The sequence below is a fragment of the Saccharothrix longispora genome (assembly GCF_030852425.1).
GTDB classification, from domain to species: domain Bacteria; phylum Actinomycetota; class Actinomycetes; order Mycobacteriales; family Pseudonocardiaceae; genus Actinosynnema; species Actinosynnema longispora.
Map to the genome: position 1 here is coordinate 340122 of NZ_NSDM01000001.1, position 20862 is coordinate 360983.

Sequence of the window (20862 nt, forward strand, 5' to 3'; positions counted from 1 at the left end):
AACCCCTACCGTCGTGTGAACAGGGAGGGGGACGGGATGGCCTGGTCGATCGCGCAGGTGGCGCGGATGTCGAAGGTGACGTCGCGGACGCTGCGCCACTACGACGCGATCGGGCTGCTCGCACCGGCGTGGATCGGCGGCAACGGCTACCGGTACTACGAGCGCGAGCAGCTGCTCCGGCTCCAGCAGATCCTGCTGCTGCGCGACCTGGGGCTCGGCCTGGACACCGTGGCCGAGGTCCTGGACGGCCGGCACGCGACCGTCGACGTGCTGCGCAACCACGCGCGGTGGCTGGCGGCGGAGCAGGAGCGGCTGGCGGCGCTGGCGCGCACCGTCTCCCGGACGATCGAGGAACTGGAAGGGGGTTACCGCATGAAGATGGAAGAGCTGTTCGAGGGCTTCGACGCCGACCGCCAGGCCCGCTACGAGGCGGAACTGGTGGAGCGCTACGGCGAGGGCGCGCAGGCGCACATCGACGAGGGCAAGCAGCGGATGCGGTCCTGGACGAAGGCCGACGCCGAGGGGTTCATGGCGGAGTGGCGCGAGATCGGCACCGCGTTCGCCGAGCTGTTCGACGCGGGCGTCGCGCCCGACTCGCCCCGGGCGATGGAGGTGACGGACCGGCACCACACGTGGCTGTGCCGGAGCTGGACGCCGAACCGGGAGTCCTACACCGGTCTGGGGCAGCTGTACGTGGACGCGCCGGACTTCAAGTCGCAGTTCGACGCGCACGTCGAGGGCTTCGCCGAGTACGTCCGCGACGCCATGGCCGCGTACGCGCAGGCCCGGCTGTAGCCGGGTGGGGGTGACCACGGGGAGGTGCACATCCCCGTGGTCGGTCACCCGGCTCAGAGGCCCTGGAGCCCGAACGCCTTGAGCGCCTCGCGGTTGAACGCGGGCAGGTCGTCGGGGTTCCGGCTGGTGACGAGCGTCCAGCCGTTCGCGGCGCAGACGCGGACCTCCTGGTCCGCCCAGTCGCCGCCCGCGTTGCGGAGGTCGGTGGCCAGGCTCGGCCACGAGGTGAGCTTCTTGCCGCGCACCACGTCCGCCTCGATGAGCAGCCACGGGCCGTGGCAGATGGAGGCGACCGGCTTGCCCGCCTCGACGAACCGCTTCACGAACGCGACCGCGTCGGCGTCCATCCGGATGAAGTCGGAGTTCGCGACACCGCCGGGGATCACGACGCCGTCGTAGTCGTTCGGGTCGGCCTGCGACAGCTCCAGGTCGACGGTGAACTCGTCGGCGGGCGTCAGGTGGTTGAACGCCCGGACCTTGCCGAGTTCCGGCGCGAGCAGCCTGGGCACCCCGCCGGCCTTCTCGACGTGCTGCCAGGGGTCGGTCAGCTCCGCCTGCTCGATGCCCTCCGAGCTGACCAGGAACGCGATCTTCTTCTGTTCGGCCATGCCGTTCGGCTACCCGGCGAGGAAGTCGGCCAACCACCGGCGGACGTCACCCCGGTGGGTCAGCCAGGAGGGCACCAGCTCCAGCCTGCCGTTCGGGAACGCGGCGGCGACCTGCTTGGCCACGTCCTCCGGGTGCAGCGGGTCCTCGGTCGCCCCGATCACCAGCACCGGGGCGGTGACCCGGGCCAGCACCGCGCGGTCGGGCACCGCGACGCGGCCGGGGAGCCGGTCGAGCGCGCCGTGCAGCCGGGTGAACGCCGCGCGCCGCCGGACCTGGTGGTCCGGGGGGCCGCCGCCGGCGCGGACCGCGTCGTCGAGGGACAGCGCCGGCCGGGGTTCGTCGAGCACGGCGGGCAGCAGCAGGACGACCCGCTCGAACGCGTCGGGTTCCCCGGCGAGCAGCGCCAGCAGCGCGCCCGCCGTGAGGGACACGCCGATCGCACGCGTCGCACCGGTCTCGCGGGCGACCCCGCCCAGGTCGGCGGCGATCCGCCGGTAGTCCCAGTAGTCGTCGGGCGCGTCCGGGGCGTCCCCGTGCGACGGGAGTGTGACCACGACCTTCGTGCCGGGGAGGCCGGACGTGGGCAGCCGGGCCTCGCCGGGCGTGGCACCGAGGCCGTGGCCGACGAGGGTGACCGGAAGACCGGAGCCGAAGCCCCGGTGCGTCACCACCGCGGGCCGCGCTGGATCTCGATCAGCCGCGGGCGCACGTCCACGACGTAGACGGTGACCGCGACGAGCCCGGCGAGCCAGAACATGGCGCCCGCCGAGAACGGGTGGAACAGCAGCAGCGCGAACGCGCCACCGCCGGTGATGCCGAGCCACGCCGGCTTGGTCATGCGCTCCGCCGCCGTGTAGGCGTCGGCCCGCTGCGAGAGCGCGTGCGCGAACGCGAACACTCCCATGACCAGCGCGGCGTAGTAGGCCGCGAACATGACCCAGTAGTCCAGGTACATCGGGCTGAAGGGCGGGAATGGGGGCAACACGCACCCAGCCTACGTGCGTCGCGCGCTCCCGGTACAGCCGAAACGGGGCGTCCCTGGTGGGACGCCCCGTCGCGGTGCGGTCACTTCGCGGTGTCGCCCGGCTTCCGCGTCGCGGTGGTGGTCCTGGCGGCGGCGGTCTTCGCCGGGGCGGCGGGCTTGGCCACGGGCTCCTCGGCTGCCTTGGCGGCGGGCTTGGTCACGGGCTTGGCGGCCGCGGTGCGGGTGGTCGCCTTGCGCGTGGTGCTGCGCACCTCGTGCGCCACCTCGCCACCGGCGTCGACGACGGCCTCGGCCAGCTTCTCGGTGGCCTCCTCGACCTGCTCCGCGGCCTTCTCGCCGGCGGTGCGGGTGCGGCGGGTGACCTTGCCGAGCACGTCGTCGGCGAGCACGCGGGCGTCCGCGGCGGCGGCCTCGGTGCGCTTCTGCGCGACCTCGACGGCCTCCTCGACCTGGTGCAGGGCCTTCTGGAACTGCGGCTGGGTCTGCGTGCGCAGCTTCTCCAGCGCCTCCTCGCCGTGCTGGGCGAAGAACTGGTAGAGGTTCAGCGCCGACTGCGTGTAGGCGTCGACGACCTTCTTCAGCTCGGCCGGGTCGAGCCGGTCCCGGAAGTCCTTCAGGTCGGCCGACTCGGCCGCGGTCTTCGCCGACTCGGCGCGCTCGCGGGCCTTGCCGAGCGCCTCGATGACGGCCTTCGCGGCCAGGTCACCGGCGCCCAGGGCGGCGAGCAGCGGGGTGCGGGCGGCGGCCACGGCCTGCTCGCCGGCCTTGCGCAGTTCCTCGGTGGTGGGCAGGTTCGGCATGGGGGTTCACTCCTCCTGGCCGGCGGTGTTCTCCCGCCGGAACGACTCGTAGACGTCGAGCAGCACCTGTTTCTGCCGCTCGGTCAGGTCCGGGGCGGTGACGATGGCGTCCGCGAGGGCCCCGCCCTCGCGCTGCTCAAGGATTCCGGCCTCGACGTACAGCGCCTCGGCCGAGATCCTCAACCCCTTGGCGATCTGCTGGAGGATCTCCGCGCTGGGTTTGCGCAGACCCCGCTCGATCTGGCTGAGGTACGGGTTGGAGACGCCGGCGAGCTTGGCCAGCTGCCGCAGCGAGATCTTCGCGGTGTTGCGCTGCTGGCGGATGTACTCGCCGATGTCGCGGCCGAGATCGGCCACCGCCTCGTCGATGGACTTGTCCAACTTTGCGGCACCTCCTCGATCCGTATTCCACGGTACGCGTGGGTGCTAGCTGTTGCAAGCGCCGTGCTAGCGATCGGGACGTGTGCTCGCCCACAGGGCTACCGTGGGGGTGTGGACCTCGCGGCAGCCCTCCGTGACGAGCTGGTCGACTCGCTCGTCGCCGTGAACGTGCTGCGCTCACCGCGCTGGATCTCGGCGTTTCGCCAGGTCCCGAGGCACGGGTTCCTGCCGGGCTTCTTCACCCCGCGCCCGGACGGCACCTGGGGGGCGATCACCGCCGACCACCCCGACCACCTGGCCTCGGTCTACCGGAACCAGGTCTGCGTGACCCAGCTCGACGGCGATGACCGCGCGTGGCAGCAAGCACTCGCCACCGGCGCGGTGCACGGCGTGCCCACCAGCTCGTCCAGCATGCCGGCGATCATGGCGATCATGCTGGAGGCGCTGGACGCCGCGCCCGGCGACACCGTGCTGGAGATCGGCACCGGCACCGGCTACAACGCCGCGCTGCTCGCCCACGCCCTCGGCGACGAGGCGGTGACCTCCATCGACGTCGACCCCGGCGTGCTGGCCAGGGCGACGGCGAGGCTCACCGCCACCGGCCACCACCCGACGTGCGTGGCGGGCGACGGCGAACGCGGGTACCCGCCACGCGCGCCCTACGACCGGGTGCTCGGCACGTGCGCGGTGTCCCGGGTGCCGACGGCGTGGCTGGAGCAGACCGCGCCGGGCGGACTCGTCGTGACGACGTTCAACCGCGCCATCGGCGCGGGCCTCGTGCGGCTGACCGTGCGGGACGGCGTCGCGACCGGCCGCGTGCTGCGGGAGGACGGCCGCTTCATGCCGCTGCGCGCGCACGACCAGGCGTGGGCGCGGGAACCGCTGGTGGAGGCCTCGACCGCGCCGGCCGCGACGTCCAGGACGACCCTGCTGCCCGCGCGCGCCGTCGTGGACCCGACCGGCGCCTTCGAGTTCTTCGCCGGCCTGGCGCTGCCCGGCGTAGCGGTGGCCGGCGAACCGGTGCGCCTGGTCCACCCCGACGGCTCCTGGGTGCGCCACCGCGGCGCCGTGGTCGACCAGGGCGGTCCGCGGGCGCTGTGGGACGTCGCCGAGGACGCCCACCGGCAGTGGAAGGCGCTGGGCAAGCCGAGGCGGCAGCACTTCGCGTTCACCGCGGGCCCGGCCGGGCAGCACTTCCGGCTGGACGGGACCGATCTGACCTGGCCGCTCTAGTCGAGCAGTTCCTCCAGGAAGCTCCGCCGACGGGGCGGCGGGTAGCCCGGTTGGCCGTAGTAGCCGGGGTGGACGACCGGCGGGGGCGCGCTGCCGGGCGGCGGCTGGTAGGCGGGCACGGCGCCGGGCTGTCCCGGCACGGACCGGCCTGGCACGGACTGGCCGGGCGGGGACTGGCCGGGCGGGGACTGGTAGGCGGGTGGCGGCTGGTAGGGCGGCGGCGGTCCCTGCTCGACCGGCGGTGCGGGCTCGACCGGCGGTGTGGGCTGTTCGACGGGCGGCGGGACCTGCGCCCCTTCCGGCTGCGCCCCTTCCGGCTGCGCCCCTTCCGGCTGCTCCCCTTCCGGCTGCTCCCCGGCCGCGGGCGCGGTCTCCCGTTCGACGGCCGGTTCCCCGGGCTCCACCCTCGCGACCCGCGTCCCGTCCGATGGCGCGGTGATCGCGAGCTGCGTCGGCTGCTCCACCGGTCGCCGCTCCACCTCGACCTGGACCGGCGCGGGCGGGACCGGCGTCATCGGCGCGGGGTTGTACGGGGCCGGCGAGTAGGCGGGCGGCGATCCCGGCGCACCTCCGGGCTGGTGGGGCAGCGCGTAGTGCGCCCGCTCGGCGGCGATGATCTGTTCGAGCTCACCACCGTCCAGGAAGACCCCGTGGCACCTCTCGCACTGCTCGACGTGCACGGACCCCCGGCTGATGGTCTTCATCAGGTCGTGGCATTTCGGGCAGATCACGTCTTCGAGGGTACGCACGACACGGGGGTGACCGCGTCGCCACCTTCGGTGACCGGTCCGCCATGATGCCCAGGTGTCCAGATTCCGCCAGCGGGCCGTGCTGATCGGGTGCGTGCTGGCCGCCGCCCTCGCGGTGGCCGGCCTCTTCGTGACCGACTACGGCATCGACCCGGACCTGTGGCTGACCGGTCTGGCCCTCGGGTTCCTGGCGCTGCTCGCCGCGCTGGACCCGTGGCTGCACCGCAAGCGCGCCGCGGGCCTCGCCACCGACGCCAACCTCGACGCCGCCGCGAACGACCTCGTCAAGGCCCTGCGCGGCCAGTGGAACGAGGAGTGCCGCGCCCGGGGTCTCTCCGAGCACCTCCTCGACCTGCACTGGAGCGCGGACGAGGGGGAGCCGGGCCACAGCGACGCGGTCGTGGGCTCGTTCCTGCGCAGCAGCCGCATGGTCTTCCTCGGCGAACCGGGCGCGGGCAAGAGCACGACGGTGATGCTGCTCACCCTCGGCATGCTCGACCGGCACGCCGACGGCTCCCCCGTGCCGTTCCTGCTGCCGCTGTCCACCTGGGACCCGGACGAGGAGGACGTGCGCACCTGGATGACCCGGCGCCTCTACGAGGACCACCCGGCGCTGCGCAACACCGAGTTGTACGGCAGCTACGCGGGCGACCTGCTGGTCGAGCAGCGGCGGGTGTTCCCGGTGCTGGACGGGCTCGACCAGATCCCGGCCGACCGCCGCGCGGACGCCGTCGACCGCATCAACCGGGCGTTCCCGCACACGGTGCCGCTGGTGCTGACCTGCCGCGCGGACGAGTTCGCCGAGACCGGCGCCCACGTCGTCGCCGCGCACGTCGTGCAGCTCCAGCCGCTGGACCACGAGGAGATCGCGGGCTACCTGCGGTCCACCTCGGACCCGGTCGCGGCGGCCCGCTGGGAACCGATCTTCCTGCACCTGCGCGGCGAGCCGGACGGGCGGCTCGCCGAGGCCCTGTCCACGCCGCTCGCGGTGTGGCTCGCGGGCGGCGTGTACGCCCACGGCGAGCCCAGCGAGCTGCTCGACCGCGCCCGCTTCCCGGACCGCCGCGCCATCGAGGACCACCTGGTGGACGCCCTGGTCGGGAGCGCGTTCGGCGACCGCGGCGCGGCGCACCAGGCGCGCGCCAGCCAGGTGTGGCCGCGGGACCGGGCACAGCGCTGGCTCGCGTTCCTGGCCCGCGAGATGAACGCGCGCGGCGTGCGTGAACTGGGGTGGTGGGACCTGCGGCGCTCCGTGGGCCGCACCTGGCTGGCGTTCCTCGGCGCGCTGGTGCTCGGCCTGATCGGCGGGTTCGGCGTGATGTGGCTGATGGCGTACGCGAGCACGCCGGACCTCGCCCCGATCACCGGCCTGGGGGCGGGGCTGGCCGTCGCGGTGGCCGCGCTGTACGCGTCCGGGCAGCGCGCGGTCAAGCCGCGGCTGGGTGTGTGGCGCAGCCTGCTCGTGGTCAGCGGCGTGCTCGGCGGCGCCGCCGGCCTGGTGTTCGGCGCGCTGTACGGGCTGTCGGCGGGCCTGGTGGTCGGCCTGGGCATCGCGGTGGCGGTGGCGCTGCGGTTCGCGCTGGGCACCACCGCCGAGCTGAGCCACCCGTCCAGTCCCCAGTGGACGATGACGCGCGACCGGGTCGCGGTGTGGACCGGGTCGCTGGTGCTGGCCGTGGTGTTCGGCGCCGCCGCGGGCCTGGTGTTCGGGCCGTACCAGACCGGCATGGTGGGCCTGGGCCTGGCGTGCGGCCTGATGCTCGGCTTCACGCTGTCCGTGCTGCACCTGCGCTGGTGGTGGTACACGGTCGCGCGGATCTGGCTCGCGCTGCGCGGCAGGCTGCCGTGGGAGCTGACCGTGTTCCTGGACGACGCGCGCAAGCTCGGCGTGCTGCGGCAGGCGGGCGCGGCCTACCAGTTCCGGCACGCGCTGGTGCAGGACCGGTTGGCCTCCGCCACCCGCGAGCGGGTCAGGTCAAGCGCCTAGCCCGCGCAGCCTGCGGACCGCCTCGTCCAGCACCTCGTCGCGCTTGCAGAACGCGAAGCGCACGAGGTGCTGCCACGCCTCGGGGTGGTCGGTGAACACCTGCACCGGCACGCCCGCGACGCCGATCCGCCCCGGCAGCTCGCGGCACAGCTCGAGGCCGTCGGTGAAGCCGAGCGGGCGGACGTCCGCGGTGACGAAGTAGGTGCCCTCGCTGGGCCGCACCGCGAACCCGGCCTCGGCGAGCCCCGCCGAGAGGCGCGACCGCTTGTCCTCCAGCGACGCGCGCAGGTCGTCCACCCAACCCAGCTCGTGGCGCAGCGCGTGCGCCACGGCGGGCTGGAACGGCGCGCCGCCCACGAACGTCAGGAACTGCTTCGCCGCCCGCACCGCGCCGACCAGCCCGGCGGGCGCGCACACCCAGCCGATCTTCCAGCCGGTGCAGTTGAACGACTTGCCCGCGCCCGAGATCGTCACGGTCCGCTCGCGCATCCCGGGGAACGCCGCCAGCGGCAGGTGCTCGCGGCCGTCGAACACCAGGTGCTCGTAGACCTCGTCGGTGATCGCGACGAGGTCGTGCTCCACGCACAGCCGCGCGACGGCGGCCAGCTCGTCGCGGGTGAACACGGTGCCGGTCGGGTTGTGCGGCGAGTTGACCAGGACCGCCCGGGTCTTCGGCGTCACGGCGGCGCGCAGCGCGTCGACGTCCAGCCCGAGGCGGCCGGTGCCGGGCTCCTCGACGAGCCCCACGGACCGCCGGGTCGCGCCGGCCAGCGCCACGGACGCCGCGTACGAGTCGTAGTAGGGCTCGACCAGCACGACCTCGTCACCGGGCTCGACCAGGCCGAGCAGCGCCGCCGCGACGGCCTCGGTGGCGCCGACCGTGACCAGCACCTCGGTGTCCGGGTCGTAGTGGGTGCCGTAGCGGGCGCGGTGCTCGGCGACGGCCTGCCGCAGCTCCGGCATCCCGGGACCGGGCGGGTACTGGTTGAGGCCCGCGTCGATCGACTCCTTGGCCACCCGCAGCATCGACGCGGGGCCGTCGGTGTCGGGGAACCCCTGGCCGAGGTTCACCGCGCCCGTCCGGGTCGCCAACGCGGTCATCTCCGCGAAGATCGTCGAGGTGAACGGCCTCATCCTGGTCACGAGCGCTGGTTCCCGCACGACTCCGAATCTTCACGGACAATGGCGGTGTGGAGCAACTGACCGCCGCTGACCAGCTCAAGCGCCAGGGCCTGCGCAGGATGAAGCTCGTGGCGACGGGCTTCTTCCTCGCGGCCACCGTGATCTTCGTCGTCGCGCTGCTGTTCGAGGAGGGTGGACCCGCCTGGGTCGGGTACGTCCGCGCCGCCGCCGAGGCGGGCATGGTCGGCGCGATCGCCGACTGGTTCGCCGTGACCGCCCTGTTCCGCAGGCCGCTGGGCCTGCCGATCCCGCACACCGCGATCATCCCGACCCGCAAGGACACCTTCGGCGACGCGCTGGGGTCGTTCGTCGGGCAGAACTTCCTGTCCGAGGCGGTGGTGAAGGACAAGCTGCGACGGGTCGGCGTCGGGCGGCGGCTCGGCGAGTGGCTGGTGAAGCCGGAGAACGCCGAGCGCGTCACCTCCGAGGTGGCCAACGTGGTCAAGGGCGCGGTCACCGTGCTGCGGGACGAGGACGTGCAGGCGATCGTCGAGCAGGCGGTCGTGCGGCGGCTCGTGGACCGGCCGTGGGGCCCGCCGCTGGGCACGCTGCTCGGGCAGGTGCTGGCCGACGGCGCGCACCACAAGCTCGTGGACCTGATGTGCGACCGGGCGTACGACTGGGTGCGCGACAACTACGACAAGGTCATGGGCGTGGTGTCGGACCGCGCGCCGTCGTGGTCGCCGAGGTTCGTCGACTCGATGCTGGGAGACAAGGTCTACACCGAGCTGCTGAACTTCGCGTGGGCGGTGAAGACCGACGTCAACCACCCGATGCGGCAGGCGGTCGACCAGTTCCTGGTCGAGTTCGCGTCCGACCTGCGGACCGACCCGGCCACGATGCAGCGCGCCGAGCAGGTCAAGCAGCAGGTCGTCGACCACCCCGACGTGCAGCGGCTGATCGGGTCGGCGTGGGGCACGGCGAAGAAGATGCTGCTCGACGCGGCCGAGGACCCGTCGTCCGAGCTGCGCCGCCGGGTGCGCGAGGGCCTGGTGTCCTTCGGCGCGCGGCTGGTCGGGGACGAGGCGATGCGCGCCAAGGTCGACGGGTGGCTGGAGGGCGCGGCGGGGTACGTGGTGACCCACTACCGCGACGAGATCACCACGCTGATCACCGACACCGTCGAGCGCTGGGACGCCGAGGAGACCTCGCGCAAGATCGAGCTCCAGGTGGGGCGCGACCTCCAGTTCATCCGCATCAACGGCACGGTGGTGGGCGCGCTCGCCGGCCTGGCGATCTACACCGTCGGCCAGCTGGTGACGTGACGACCGGCCCCTGCCCGGGAGCCGGTCGTCAGCTCACGCTGAGCGCGCGCCGTTCCCGCCAGTTGCGCGCCTTCTCCCGGTTGCCGCACGTCTGCATCGAGCACCACGTGCGCGAGCGGTTCCGGGAGCGGTCGAAGAACGCCCAGCGGCAGTCGTCCGCCTGGCAGATCTTGAACCGCTCCCAGGACCCGAGGACCGCCAGCCGGGCCGCCGCGCCCAGCACCGCGCCCAGGGCGTCGGCACTGGACATGGTGGGCACCCCGTGGCTGAGGTCGACCCGGACGAGCCCCGCGGCGGGGGCGGGGTCCGGGCCGTCGTGCCGTTCCCCGAGGGAGGCCCGCAGCGAGGCGCGGGCGGCGCGGACCCCGTCCAGCTCGCCGGGCGAGCCCAGTCCGCGTTCGGTGACCCACGCCCGCCAGGCGGCGGCGCTGTCCAGCACGTCGGTGCCGAGTTCGAGGTCCCGGGTGTTGAGGAAGGCGAGCAGCAGCTCCACATCGTGTTCCGCATCGCCGGCTCGACCCTGCGCAAGAGCTGCGTGGTCCCAGCCGGCCGCCAGACCAGTCACCCCTCCACTGTAGGCGTCGGAAGGTGGCGATGTGGCGAAGTAACCGGCAAGTGCCCTTCACCGGTTAGCCCTGTTGCCCGTTCGGACGAGTGACCCCGTTCCGCCGATCGGGTTATGAACCCTGTGTATACCTCGTGTGTATAGTCGATCGCATGTCGATCGGACACACCCTGCTGGGCCTGCTGGAAAAAGGTCCACGGCACGGCTACGACCTGAAGAGGGCCTACGACGAGCGCTTCGGCCAGGACCGGCCGCTGCACTACGGGCAGGTCTACACGACGCTCTCCCGCCTGCTCCGCAACGGCCTCGTCGAGGAGGCGGGGGTCGAGGCGGGCGACGGTCCGGAGCGCAAGCGGTACGCGATCACGGACGCGGGCGTCACCGACGTGGAGCACTGGCTGGGCACGCCGGAGCCGCCCGAGCCCTACCTCCAGAACACCCTCTACGCGAAGGTCGTGCTGGCCCTGCTGTCCGGTCGCAGCGCCGACGAGGTGCTCGACGTCCAGCGCACCGCGCACCTGGCCACGATGCGCCGGCTGACGAAGCGGAAGGCGGACGGCGACCTCGCCGACCAGCTGATCTGCGACCACGCCCTGTTCCACCTCGAAGCCGACCTGCGGTGGCTGGAGCTCACCGCCGCGCGCCTCGGCCAGCTGGAGACGGCGGTGACCCGGTGAAGCCGATCCTGGAAGCGGTCGACCTGCACAAGTCGTTCGGCCCCACCCCCGCGCTGGACGGCGCCGGGCTGCGGGTGCGCGCGGGCGAGGTCGTGGCGGTGATGGGGCCCTCGGGTTCCGGGAAGTCGACGCTGCTGCACTGCCTGGCGGGCATCCTGACGCCCGACACGGGCGTCGTCCGGTACCGCGACGTCGAGCTGAGCGCGATGGGCGACGGGGAGCGCAGCGAGCTGCGGCGCACCGACTTCGGGTTCGTGTTCCAGTTCGGGCAGCTCGTGCCGGAGCTGACCTGCCTGGAGAACGTGGCGCTGCCGCTGCGCCTGGGCTCGGTCAAGCGCAAGGAGGCCGAGTCGCGGGCCCGCGAGTGGCTGGAGCGGCTGGAGGTGGCCGACGTCGCGGACAAGCGCCCCGGCGAGACCTCGGGCGGCCAGGGCCAGCGCGTCGCCGTGGCCCGCGCCCTGGTGACGGGGCCGCGGGTGGTGTTCGCCGACGAGCCGACGGGCGCGCTCGACTCGCTCAACGGCGAGCGGGTGATGCAGCTGCTGGTCACGGCGGCGAAGGAGACCGACGCCGCGGTGGTGCTGGTGACGCACGAGGCGCGCGTGGCGGCCTACTCCGACCGCGAGGTCGTCGTGCGCGACGGCCGGTCGCGCGAGATGGAGCCGGTCAGGTGAGGTCGTGGTTGTCCGACCTGGCCCTGGGCGTCCGGCTGGCCCTGGGCGGCGGGCGCACGTCGTGGGTCAGGCTCGCGCTGACCGGCGCGGGCATCGGCATCGGCGTGGCCGTGCTGCTGGCGGCGTCGTCGGTGACGACGATCCTGGGGGAGCGCGACGCGCGGGCGGCGGCGGCCTCGGCCGGCACGGTCGAGTCGGCCGACGGGCGCGACGCGCTGTACCGCGAGTTCCACAACACCGAGTACCGCGGTGAGACGATCTCGGGGTGGTACGTGCTGCCCGAGGGCGCGCACCCGCCCGTGCCACCGGGCATGTCGAGGGTGCCCGCCGACGGCGAGGTGTTCCTGTCGCCCGCGCTGGCCGAGCTGCTGGCGTCGCAGAGGGGCGGGCTGCTGCGCGAGCGGTTCCCCCAGCGGGTGGTCGGCACCATCGGCATGGCCGGTCTGAACTCGCCGCACGACCTGCTGTTCTACGCCGGCGACGCGGACGTGGACCCGGAACGCGCCAACACGGTCGTCTCGTTCGGCGAGGGCGAGCTGGTCGAGCGCGCGCTCGACCCGGTGCTGACGCTGCTGGTCATGGTGGGCGTGGTGGCGCTGCTGTTCCCGGTGCTGGTGTTCGTCGGGATCAGCACCCGGCTCGCGGGGGCCGAGCGCGACCGGAGGCTCGCGGCGCTGCGGCTGGTCGGCGCGGGCGCGCGGCGCGTGCGGCGGATCGCGGCGGGCGAGGCGCTGCTGGGCGCGTTCACCGGGATGGTCGTGGGCGTGGCGCTGTTCCTCGTCGGACGGCTCTTCGTGGAGGACGTCCGGCTCGTCGGCATCAGCGTGTTCAGGAGCGACTTCACCCCGTCGCCGTGGTTCGCGGTGCTGGTGCTGGTGCTGGTGCCGGTGCTCGCGGTGGTGACGTCGGTGGTGGCGATGCGCCGCACGGTCGTCGAGCCGCTGGGCGTGGTGCGCCGCACGAAGCCGGTCCGCCGCGTGCTGTGGTGGCGGACGCTGCCGGTCCTCCTCGGCTCGGCGGCCCTGCTGACGCAGAGCGACACGCTGGGCGGTGAGCGGAGCAGCGCGTCCGAGCCCCTGGTGATCGGCGGCATCGTGATGCTGCTGCTCGGCATCCCCGTGCTGCTGCCGTGGGTGGTCGAGCGGGCCGTGGGCCGGTTGCGCGGCGGTGCGCCGTCCTGGCAGCTCGCGATCCGCAGGCTCCAGTTGGAGAGCGGCACGGCGGCCCGCGTCGTGGGCGGCGTGGCCGTGGTCCTGGCAGGCGGCATCGCGCTCCAGTCGGTGCTGGCGAGCGCGGAGAGCAAGATCGTCGACCGGCCGATCCCGGAGGCGGACAAGAGCCGCGTCGTGGTCGCCATGCGCGACGCGACGCCCGAGACGACCCGGCAGGCGGTGGACCTGCTGGAGCGCTCGGTGGGCGTGGCGCACGTGCACCCGCTCGGCTCCGTGCAGTTCACCAGGGGCCCCGAGGACTACCAGGTCGCGACCGTCGGCACGTGCGAGGCGCTGCGCACCCGGGCGGTGCTGCCGACGTGCCGGGACGGCGACTCGTTCTACGTGGTGGACCCCCCGCCGCCCGGGGGCGGGAACTCCCGGGACACGCAGGTCGAGCCCGGCGAGCGGGTCAGGATCACCGAGGGGTACGACGACGACGAGAAGACCATCGCGGAGTGGACGATCCCGCGGTACACCGAGGTGCGGCCGGACGAGGAGTCCAGCGACCACGGGTACGGCCTCCTGCTCACGCCGTCGGTCCTGGGCGACCTGCCGGTGACGCAGGACTTCAGCCGGATCGTCGTGCTCGTCGACCCGGCGCAGCCGGACGTCGCGGAGCACGTGCGCAACGCCCTGGCCCCGATGACGTGGCACACCTTCGTCTCGTACTTCGGCGAGACCGGTGTGTCGGAACGCGTCGAGCAGTACCAGAGCATCCGCCAGGGCCTGCTGGCCGGTTCGCTGGTCACGCTCCTGCTGGCCGGCGCCAGCCTCCTGGTCCTGGCCCTGGAGCAGGTCCGCGAACGCCGTCGCCCCCTGGCGGTGCTGGCGGCCAGCGGTGTCCCGCGCGGCGCCCTCGGCCGCTCCCTGCTCTGGCAGAACGCGGTGCCGCTCCTCCTGGCGCTGGTGGTCGCGGTGTCGGTGGGCGGCGGGATGGCGGTCCTGCTGCTGCGGATCATCTCCCAGCCGATCGTCCTCGACTGGGCGGGCATCGCCCTGCTCACCGGGGCGGCCGCCCTCCTGGTGGTGGCGGTGACGGTCGCGTCCCTGCCGTCCCTGCGGCGGGCCACCGGAGCCCTGGGGCTGCGATCGGAATGACCCCGTTCCGCCGCCGCTCCGAGGAGCCGTGGTCATCGGGCCGATGACCTGCTCGAACGCGCCCACCGCGAGCGCACCCCCGTCGCCCCTCCGGTCCCGGCGGCATCCCGCCCGTCGATCCAGGCCACGCAAACGACCACCCGAGCGTCTTGAGAGGTGTGACGATCTCCCCGCGCGAGCATTCCCATGACGTCCCCCGCGCCCCGGCGGGGGGCCGGAGCGACCGGGGTGCGCTCCGATGAGGTGGGTCGCCGACCTGGTCCTGGGCGTCCGACTGGCTGTCGGGGGCAGCCGGACGTCCTGGGCCAGGTCGGCGCTCACCGCGGCGGGCGTCGGCCTGGGCGTCACGGTGCTCCTGCTCGCGGCCTCCATCGGCCCGGCCCGGGAGGCCAAGTCCCAGCGGGTGCAGGACGCCACCCTCGCCTCCGGCGACGACCGGACCACGCTCAAGGCGCGGCAGGTCACCGTCACGTGGCAGGGCCGCACCATCAGCGGTGTGGAGCTGGCCGCCACCACGCCGGACGCCCCCGCGCCGCCCGGCGTCGGCCGCATCCCCGACCCCGGTGAGCTGGTCGTCTCGCCCGAGCTGTTCGACCTGATGCTCTCCGACGACGCCCTCCGCGCACGCTTCCCGGAGAGCGTCATCGGCGTCATCGCCGACGCGGGCCTGCCCCGCCCCCGGTCGCTGCTGTTCTACGCGGGCCTGCCGCCGGCCAACGAGGCCGACGCGGTCCCGGCGGCCGGGTTCGGCGGCGAGCTGCCGCCGGCGACCCTCCTCCCGGTCTACCGCCTGTTGATGGTGGCCGCGATCAGCGCGCTCCTCGTGCCGCTGGGCATCTTCGTCCTGGTCGCCACCCGCCTCGGCGCGACGGGCCGCGCGCAGCGCCTCGCCGCGATCCGCCTGGTCGGCGCCTCCCGCACCCAGATCCGCTGGATGGCCGGCGGCGAGACGCTGACCGGCGCCGTCCTCGGCCTGCTGGTGGGCGTGGCGCTGTTCTTCGCCGCCCGCCCGCTGGCCCGGTTCATCGAGGTCGAGGGCGTCGGCTTCTTCCCCACTGACCTGCTGCCCGACCCGTGGCTGGGCGCGCTTATCGCCGTCGGCGTGCCGGTGGTCGCGGTGCTGTCCGCGCTGCTGGCCCTGCGCACCGAGGAGGTCGGCCCGCTCGGCCTGCACCGCACCACCGAGGTCCCCGTGCGCCGCGCGTGGTGGCGGTTCACGCTGATCGGCGTCGGCGCCGCGGTGGTCGTCGTGCTCGCCTCGACCGGGTCGTTCCGGCAGTTCATGTCCGATACGCGCCTCGCCCTCGGCCTGGGCCTCGGCATCGCCCTGGTCCTCGCGGGCGCGGGCGCGGTGCTGCCGTGGCTGGTCGCCAAGGTCGCGCACGGCGTGGAGCCGGACGACATCGCCCGGCTGCTGGCCCTGCGCACGCTGCGGTCCGACGACGGCACGCCGCGCGTCATGTCCGGCGTCGTCGTGGTGCTGGCAGGCTCGCTCACGCTCCAGGTGCTGCTCGGCGTCGCCGCCCAGTTCACCGCGACCCCGCCGAACGAGACCCCGGACCGCTGGGTGCTCCAGCTCGACCGGCACACGCCCGTCCGCTCGCTGGAGGAGGCGATCACGCTGACGGGCGGTGTCCGCCGGATCAGCGAGGTCCGCACGCACCTGGTCGACCGGGTCACGTTCATCACCAGCACGGACTGCGCGGAGATCGCCGAGCGCCTGGGCGTCGCCGACTGCGCCCCCGGCTCCGCCTACCTGCGGGGGCCGGGTCCCGCGCCGGGCACCAGGCTCACCGTCAACGGCCGGGAGTGGACCGTCCCGCGGTACAGGACGACCGACGTCGGACCGCGCGGCCTGCTGGTCGCCGACGGCGCGGACCCCGTGCTGGCGTCCGCCACCCCGACCGAGCTGGTGGTGCGCGGCGACCCGGACGAGTCGTTCGCCGACCGGCTGCTGTCCGCGACGGGCCGCGTGGACCGGGGCGTCACGCTGCACCGCGCGCAGTTCCAGGCCGGGCAGGTGGAGCTGTTCAGGTCGCTGCGCAGCGGCGTGATCGGCGGGTCGGTGCTGCTCACCCTGCTGGCCGTGATCGGTCTGGCCGCGGCCGCCGTCGACCAGGTCGTGGAGCGCCGCCGCCCCACCGCCGTGCTCGCCGCGAACGGCGTGCCGCACCGGGTGCTGGCCGCGTCGGCGCTGTGGCAGTCGGCCATCCCGACCGCTCTCGGCACCGCCCTGGCGATCCCGATCGGCCTGGGCACGGCGTGGCTCGTGGTGCCCGCCGAGCGGTTCCGGGTCGACTGGGGCGAGATCGCCACCACGGTCGCCGCGGCCGCCGTCATCGTGCTCGTGGTGTCGCTGTGCACGGTGCCCGCACTGCGCTCGGCGGTCCGGCCGACCGGTCTGCGAACCGAGTAGCGACGCACCGAAACGATCTTCGGTTCCCGATACCACTCCATCGTGCGTCCCAGGTATCGGCAGGTCAGAGGGCACGCTCCTATGGTTCGTGCAAGATCGACACAACGCCGAACTGCTGACCCTCGCCCACGCGGGCGACCGGTCCGCGTGGCAGGAACTCGTCCGACGCTACATCCGCCTGGTGTGGGCGGTGCCCCGGTCGCACCGCCTGGCCCCCGACGACGCGGCGGACGTCTGCCAGACCACGTGGCTCGCGCTGGCCGAGAACCTCCAGCGCATCCGCCACCCCGACCGGCTGGGCGCGTGGCTCGTCACCACCGCCCGGCACGAGTCGCTGGCCGTGCTGCGCCTGCGCGGCCGGGAGGACCCGATCGAGGTCTGGGACCTGCCGGACCACGGCGCGACACCCGAGAACCTCGCGCTGACCAATGAGACCAGGACCCGCCTCTGGCACGCCTACGCCACCCTCACCGACCGCTGCCGCGAGGTGCTGAGGCTGGCCGCGTTCGCCCCGGAGCTGTCGTTCTCGCAGGTGGCGGAGGCCGTGGGCGTCCCGCTCAACAGCCTGGGCCCCACCCGCGCCCGCTGCCTGGCGGCACTGCGCCGACGCCTGGGCGTGGAGGTGGCCCGATGACCACCGACCGCGCACTGCTCGACGCCCTGGCCCACCTGGTCGACCGGCTCGACCCGACCCCCGAGGTCCTGGCCCACCGGGCCAGGACCGCCCTCGCCGAGCGCACCGACGCCACCCCGATGCGCCTGCTGACCGACTCGGCCCACACCACGCCGCCGGGGGTGCGCGGACGGGGGAGCAGCAGGACCCTCCGGTTCGCGGGCCTGGACCTGCAACTGGACCACGTCGACAACGGCCTGCACGCCACGGGCCTGATCAGCCCGACCACGCTGCCCGCGCTGACCGGCCTGGTGCTGGTGTGCCGGCCGGGCGGCGAGACGAGGGCGCGGATCGACACCGACGGCTGGTTCCACGTGGACCACGTCCCGTTCGGCCCGGTCAGGTTCGTCCTGCACGCCCCGGCCCGCGACCTGGCGACCCCGTGGTTCACCGCATGACCGCCCGCCAGCCCCGAGCCGGCGGGGTCCCGGTCGACGGCACCGCCCACCGGGCACGCACCCACCGGACCCTCAGCCTCGCCGAAGCGCTCCTCACCACGGGCCTGGTGCGCGAGGCGACCGCCGTCCTCCGCCCGGCCGTGGCGTGCCGACTGCCCGAAGCGCTGCTGCTCGCCGCCCGGTGCGCCCTCCGCGCCGGCGACCACGACACCGCCCGAGCCCTGGCCTCCGACGCCGAAGCCCTGTTCCACGAGCACGACCGCCCGTCCTGGGCGCCGGCGGCGCGGGCCGTGGCCCTGCGGGCGGGCGCGCCGGGCCGCCCCACCGCCGTGGCCGAGGCCTGCGACCGGCACGGGCACCACGACGACGCCGCCGACCTCCGCCTCACCCACGCCCCCGACCAGGCGGCGGCTCGCCGGCACCGGGGCACCGACAGGTCGAGGGCCATCGGCTGGCTGGCCCGCGCCCGCCTGTCGACCACCCGGCGCGACGCCGTCGCCGCCTGCCGCGCGGGCCTCGCGCTGCACGACCCCGACACCCACGGAGACCTGGTGGACATCGCCCTCGACCACGCCCTGAGCAGCCGCGACGCCCGTTCCGCCTGGCGCTGGAGCGAGTGCCGCCGCACCCCCGCGCCCACCCCGGAGACCGCGCGCGCCGGCGCCGAGCTCCGCCTCGCCCGCGCCCGGGCCGACCACCTCCGCGTCGCGCTGCTGGAACGCGAGATCCGCCGGCTCTCCCGCACCACGACCGTGCAGCGGGCCGCGCCGCTGACCGATGTCGTGGACGCGCTGCGCGACCGCGCCCTGCTGGTCTTCCTCAGCCACCGGGGCAGGCTCGTCGCGGTGTCCGTGGCGGCCGGACGGGTGCGGTTGCACGACTTCGGCGAGGCCGCGACCACCGCCCGGCACGTCCGCGCCCTGTCGCTGGCGACCGCGCCGCAGGCCGTGGCCGAGCTGGACCGGCTGCTGCGGCCGGCGGGCGACCGCCCGCTGGTGGTCGTGCCGAGTCCCGAGCTGGCGCGGATGCCGTGGGCCGGGCTGCCGTCCGCGCGGGGCCGCGCCGTGTCGATCGCGCCGTCGGCGACGTGCTGGTTCCGCGCCGACCAGCGACCGCTCGCCGTGGCGGACCGCCTGTGGGTGGCCGGTCCCGACCTGCGCCACGCCCGGTACGAGGTCGACGTGCTGCGGCGGCGGCACGGCGGGCGGTACCGCTCCACCGTGGACGAGACGCTGCACTGCATGCTCGACGCGGACGTCCTGCACGTCGCGGCGCACGGCGTGCACGAGGACGAGATGTTCTCGCACCTGGACCTGGACGACGGGCCGCTGCACGGTCACGACTTCGCCGCCCTGCCGCGCGTGCCGGCGGTGGTCGTGCTGTCGGCGTGCGCGTCCGGCCTGGCGGGCGTGCTGCTGCGACGGGGTGCGAGGGTCGTGGTGGAGAGCGTCCGGGCCGTGCCCGACGACCGCCGCGTGGTCGACCTGATGGTGGACCTGCACGCGAACCTCGACCGCCCCGCGCAGGCGCTGGCCGACGCGCAGGCGAAGCACGGCGAACTCGGCTTCGTTTGCGTCGGGGCCGGATGATGCGAACACCATTCGGATCGGCCGGTCTACCCAGCGTGTGCTCACCCGATCGGTTGAAGCACTTCGTCGGTAGCCGGCACCCCTCGAAGATCACCCACCGCCACCTCCCCCGGCTGCCTGATCGCGGTTCACGCAGCAGGGAGCGATGTGGACCGTCGCGTTCGGACAGTCGGTGGTTCGTCCACAGCGGACGCGAGGGGTCGTCACCCGATGCGGTAAGCACGACGGACGGTGTTCACGGACCGGCACGACAACCCGGACAGCCGCACCACACCGCCCTTCCGAGTGGGTTCCGCGCGAGAACGTTCGGAAATCGGGTGACCAGTGCTAGACATAGCACAACGTCGACCTCGAACGGTCCGTCCCGTTCGCCGTACCCGGAACGGTGGTGATCAGCAGTGGCAGTCTCCGACGCGGTGCGCCGCAGCGGGTCGCTGCTGCTGCGGGCACTCACCGTGGGCGGGCTGGCGACGGCGGCGTGGTTGGTGTGCGCCGGCTCCGCGTCGGCCGACACCGCAGATCACCCGGACGAGGTGTCGAATCCACTCGACACGGTGAACATCGCGCTGGACGAGCAGAGGGCCGGACACCTGTCCGACGTGCTGCCGACCGCCGGGTCGCTGCTGCCGGTACCCTCGGCGTCCGACCTGCTGTACCCGACGGTGGTCGACCTGTACCCGACGGTGGTCGACGTGCCCGGGCACCCGGTCGGGCAAGCCCCGATCGTCCTGGACTTCGAGTCGGCGACGCTGACCGCGCAGGTGCTGAGCGGCCTGGAGCCGACCGGGGCGAACATGACCGGCGCGGACCCGGTCGACACCGTCCTGTCGTACGACAGCCTGGCCGGTGCCGCCCAGTTCGGGTCGATCCCCCTCGGTTCGGTCCCCCTCGGTTCGGCTCCGCCGGGGTCCGACCCGTTCGGGGACGGCCCGTTCGGGGACGAGGTGCTCGGAGGGCCGGAATCCGAATCCGGTCCGGAGGCGGAGCACGACGGCTTCTCCGGCTACACCTACGCGGGCAGGGCGGACAACGCGATGCCCGCACCCGCGTACGAGGCGAAGGTGGCCGCGAAGGCGGCGGCGACAGCGGCAGCGGCGACAGCGGCAGCGGCGACAGCGGCAGCCCTCGCCCCCCTGCCCGCGGAACCGGCGGCCACCGAGGAGGCGGTCGCACAGCACCCGGCACCGCCGGCGGTCACCCGGACCACCCCGTTCGACCAGGAACCGATGACGTCACCCCAGGTCACCACGCAGGTCACGGTGACCTGGGAGGCTCCGGAGCCGAACGCCCCCGCGCCCGCGCCGAAGCACGCACCGAGCGGGCCGACCGCGTCGTCGAACAGCAGCACCGACAGCGGCGGCGGCCACCGCGGTGGCGTCATCGCGGCGTTCACCACCGAGTCGACCCCGTACCCGCTCACCGCGTCGTCGGTGGAGCGGCGGAACGACTCGCGTTCACCGGGCAGCATCCCGGGACTGCCCAGCACGTCACCCGACTGAGCACCGCGGCACCGGTCTGCGCCCATCGGGGCGCGCCGGGCCGAGCACGGTGACGTCGCGGTCCCGCACCAGG

The 20862-nt window shown here is 74.1% G+C and carries 20 protein-coding genes; 12 read left to right on the forward strand and 8 right to left on the reverse strand.

Going from position 1 to position 20862, the window contains the following annotated elements; translation table 11 throughout:
• Nucleotides 1–36 precede the first annotated feature (36 nt).
• Nucleotides 37–795 (forward strand): MerR family transcriptional regulator, encoded by a 759-nt coding sequence (locus tag CKY47_RS01800; RefSeq protein ID WP_306743813.1) that lies wholly within the window; start codon nt 37–39, stop codon nt 793–795.
• Between the two features lie 53 nt (nt 796–848).
• Here CKY47_RS01800 and CKY47_RS01805 read toward each other — a convergent pair whose 3' ends face one another.
• From CKY47_RS01805 to CKY47_RS01825, 5 genes are all read right to left on the reverse strand, one after another.
• Nucleotides 849–1403 (reverse strand): type 1 glutamine amidotransferase domain-containing protein, encoded by a 555-nt coding sequence (locus CKY47_RS01805; RefSeq protein WP_306743814.1) that lies wholly within the window; start codon nt 1401–1403, stop codon nt 849–851.
• 9 nt (nt 1404–1412) lie between these two features.
• Nucleotides 1413–2075 carry an alpha/beta fold hydrolase gene (locus tag CKY47_RS01810; protein WP_306743815.1) on the reverse strand — a complete coding sequence of 221 codons (663 nt, stop codon included), beginning with the start codon at nt 2073–2075 and terminating at the stop codon, nt 1413–1415.
• Nucleotides 2069–2359 carry a DUF2516 family protein gene (locus CKY47_RS01815; protein WP_306744522.1) on the reverse strand — a complete coding sequence of 97 codons (291 nt, stop codon included), beginning with the start codon at nt 2357–2359 and terminating at the stop codon, nt 2069–2071. The genes CKY47_RS01810 and CKY47_RS01815 overlap by 7 nt, the downstream gene beginning before the upstream one ends.
• 110 nt (nt 2360–2469) lie before the next feature.
• Complete coding sequence (locus CKY47_RS01820) at nt 2470–3189, reverse strand: hypothetical protein (RefSeq protein ID WP_306743816.1); 720 nt, start codon at nt 3187–3189, stop codon at nt 2470–2472.
• A 6-nt stretch (nt 3190–3195) separates the two neighbouring features.
• Nucleotides 3196–3570 carry a helix-turn-helix domain-containing protein gene (locus CKY47_RS01825; protein ID WP_306743817.1) on the reverse strand — a complete coding sequence of 125 codons (375 nt, stop codon included), beginning with the start codon at nt 3568–3570 and terminating at the stop codon, nt 3196–3198.
• 111 nt (nt 3571–3681) lie between these two features.
• Here CKY47_RS01825 and CKY47_RS01830 point away from each other — a divergent pair, with 111 nt between their 5' ends.
• Nucleotides 3682–4803: a methyltransferase domain-containing protein gene (locus tag CKY47_RS01830; RefSeq protein ID WP_306743818.1), complete on the forward strand. Its 1122-nt coding sequence runs from the start codon at nt 3682–3684 to the stop codon at nt 4801–4803.
• Here CKY47_RS01830 and CKY47_RS01835 read toward each other — a convergent pair.
• On the reverse strand, nt 4800–5534 hold the full coding sequence (locus tag CKY47_RS01835) for a TFIIB-type zinc ribbon-containing protein (protein ID WP_306743819.1): 735 nt from the start codon (nt 5532–5534) through the stop codon (nt 4800–4802). The two genes, CKY47_RS01830 and CKY47_RS01835, sit on opposite strands and share 4 nt — an antisense overlap.
• 73 nt (nt 5535–5607) lie before the next feature.
• Between CKY47_RS01835 and CKY47_RS01840 the strand changes: the two genes are divergently transcribed.
• Nucleotides 5608–7539, forward strand: a complete 1932-nt coding sequence (locus CKY47_RS01840; protein ID WP_306743820.1) for an NACHT domain-containing protein — start codon at nt 5608–5610, stop codon at nt 7537–7539.
• Here CKY47_RS01840 and CKY47_RS01845 read toward each other — a convergent pair.
• On the reverse strand, nt 7528–8700 hold the full coding sequence (locus CKY47_RS01845; protein WP_306743821.1) for a pyridoxal phosphate-dependent aminotransferase: 1173 nt from the start codon (nt 8698–8700) through the stop codon (nt 7528–7530). The genes CKY47_RS01840 and CKY47_RS01845 overlap by 12 nt on opposite strands.
• A 29-nt stretch (nt 8701–8729) precedes the next feature.
• Here CKY47_RS01845 and CKY47_RS01850 point away from each other — a divergent pair, with 29 nt between their 5' ends.
• Complete coding sequence (locus CKY47_RS01850; RefSeq protein WP_371320596.1) at nt 8730–9986, forward strand: DUF445 domain-containing protein; 1257 nt, start codon at nt 8730–8732, stop codon at nt 9984–9986.
• A gap of 28 nt (nt 9987–10014) precedes the next feature.
• On the opposite strand, the gene CKY47_RS01855 is transcribed toward CKY47_RS01850, so the two are convergent.
• The gene (locus tag CKY47_RS01855) at nt 10015–10479 is read right to left on the reverse strand and encodes a CGNR zinc finger domain-containing protein (protein ID WP_306743822.1); all 465 of its coding nucleotides are present in this window, start codon (nt 10477–10479) and stop codon (nt 10015–10017) included.
• A 224-nt stretch (nt 10480–10703) separates the two neighbouring features.
• On the opposite strand from CKY47_RS01855, the gene CKY47_RS01860 reads away from it, so the two are divergent.
• From CKY47_RS01860 to CKY47_RS01895, 8 genes are all read left to right on the forward strand, one after another.
• Complete coding sequence (locus tag CKY47_RS01860; RefSeq protein ID WP_306743823.1) at nt 10704–11228, forward strand: PadR family transcriptional regulator; 525 nt, start codon at nt 10704–10706, stop codon at nt 11226–11228.
• On the forward strand, nt 11225–11902 hold the full coding sequence (locus CKY47_RS01865) for an ABC transporter ATP-binding protein (RefSeq protein ID WP_306743824.1): 678 nt from the start codon (nt 11225–11227) through the stop codon (nt 11900–11902). Before CKY47_RS01860 ends, CKY47_RS01865 begins: the two co-directional genes overlap by 4 nt.
• Entirely contained in the window at nt 11899–14214 is a 2316-nt protein-coding gene (locus tag CKY47_RS01870) for an FtsX-like permease family protein (protein WP_306743825.1), read from the forward strand. The genes CKY47_RS01865 and CKY47_RS01870 overlap by 4 nt, the downstream gene beginning before the upstream one ends.
• A 238-nt stretch (nt 14215–14452) precedes the next feature.
• On the forward strand, nt 14453–16630 hold the full coding sequence (locus CKY47_RS01875; RefSeq protein WP_306743826.1) for an ABC transporter permease: 2178 nt from the start codon (nt 14453–14455) through the stop codon (nt 16628–16630).
• An 88-nt stretch (nt 16631–16718) separates the two neighbouring features.
• On the forward strand, nt 16719–17264 hold the full coding sequence (locus tag CKY47_RS01880) for an RNA polymerase sigma factor (RefSeq protein ID WP_306743827.1): 546 nt from the start codon (nt 16719–16721) through the stop codon (nt 17262–17264).
• On the forward strand, nt 17261–17701 hold the full coding sequence (locus tag CKY47_RS01885; RefSeq protein WP_306743828.1) for a hypothetical protein: 441 nt from the start codon (nt 17261–17263) through the stop codon (nt 17699–17701). Before CKY47_RS01880 ends, CKY47_RS01885 begins: the two co-directional genes overlap by 4 nt.
• A complete protein-coding gene (locus CKY47_RS01890; RefSeq protein ID WP_306743829.1) occupies nt 17698–19290 on the forward strand; it encodes a CHAT domain-containing protein in 1593 nt (530 codons plus the stop codon). The genes CKY47_RS01885 and CKY47_RS01890 overlap by 4 nt, the downstream gene beginning before the upstream one ends.
• A 398-nt stretch (nt 19291–19688) precedes the next feature.
• A complete protein-coding gene (locus CKY47_RS01895) occupies nt 19689–20789 on the forward strand; it encodes a hypothetical protein (RefSeq protein ID WP_306743830.1) in 1101 nt (366 codons plus the stop codon).
• Nucleotides 20790–20862 lie beyond the last annotated feature (73 nt).

Excerpts from the sequence above, each read along its gene's own strand:
- CKY47_RS01805 (WP_306743814.1), bottom strand. The coding sequence starts at position 1,403 with ATGGCCGAACAGAAGAAGATCGCGTTCCTGGTCAGCTCGGAGGGCATC.
- CKY47_RS01820 (WP_306743816.1), bottom strand. The coding sequence starts at position 3,189 with ATGCCGAACCTGCCCACCACCGAGGAACTGCGCAAGGCCGGCGAGCAG.
- CKY47_RS01890 (WP_306743829.1), top strand. The coding sequence starts at position 17,698 with ATGACCGCCCGCCAGCCCCGAGCCGGCGGGGTCCCGGTCGACGGCACC.
- CKY47_RS01815 (WP_306744522.1), bottom strand. The coding sequence starts at position 2,359 with ATGTACCTGGACTACTGGGTCATGTTCGCGGCCTACTACGCCGCGCTG.
- CKY47_RS01800 (WP_306743813.1), top strand. The coding sequence starts at position 37 with ATGGCCTGGTCGATCGCGCAGGTGGCGCGGATGTCGAAGGTGACGTCG.
- CKY47_RS01885 (WP_306743828.1), top strand. The coding sequence starts at position 17,261 with ATGACCACCGACCGCGCACTGCTCGACGCCCTGGCCCACCTGGTCGAC.
- CKY47_RS01860 (WP_306743823.1), top strand. The coding sequence starts at position 10,704 with ATGTCGATCGGACACACCCTGCTGGGCCTGCTGGAAAAAGGTCCACGG.
- CKY47_RS01875 (WP_306743826.1), top strand. The coding sequence starts at position 14,453 with ATGAGGTGGGTCGCCGACCTGGTCCTGGGCGTCCGACTGGCTGTCGGG.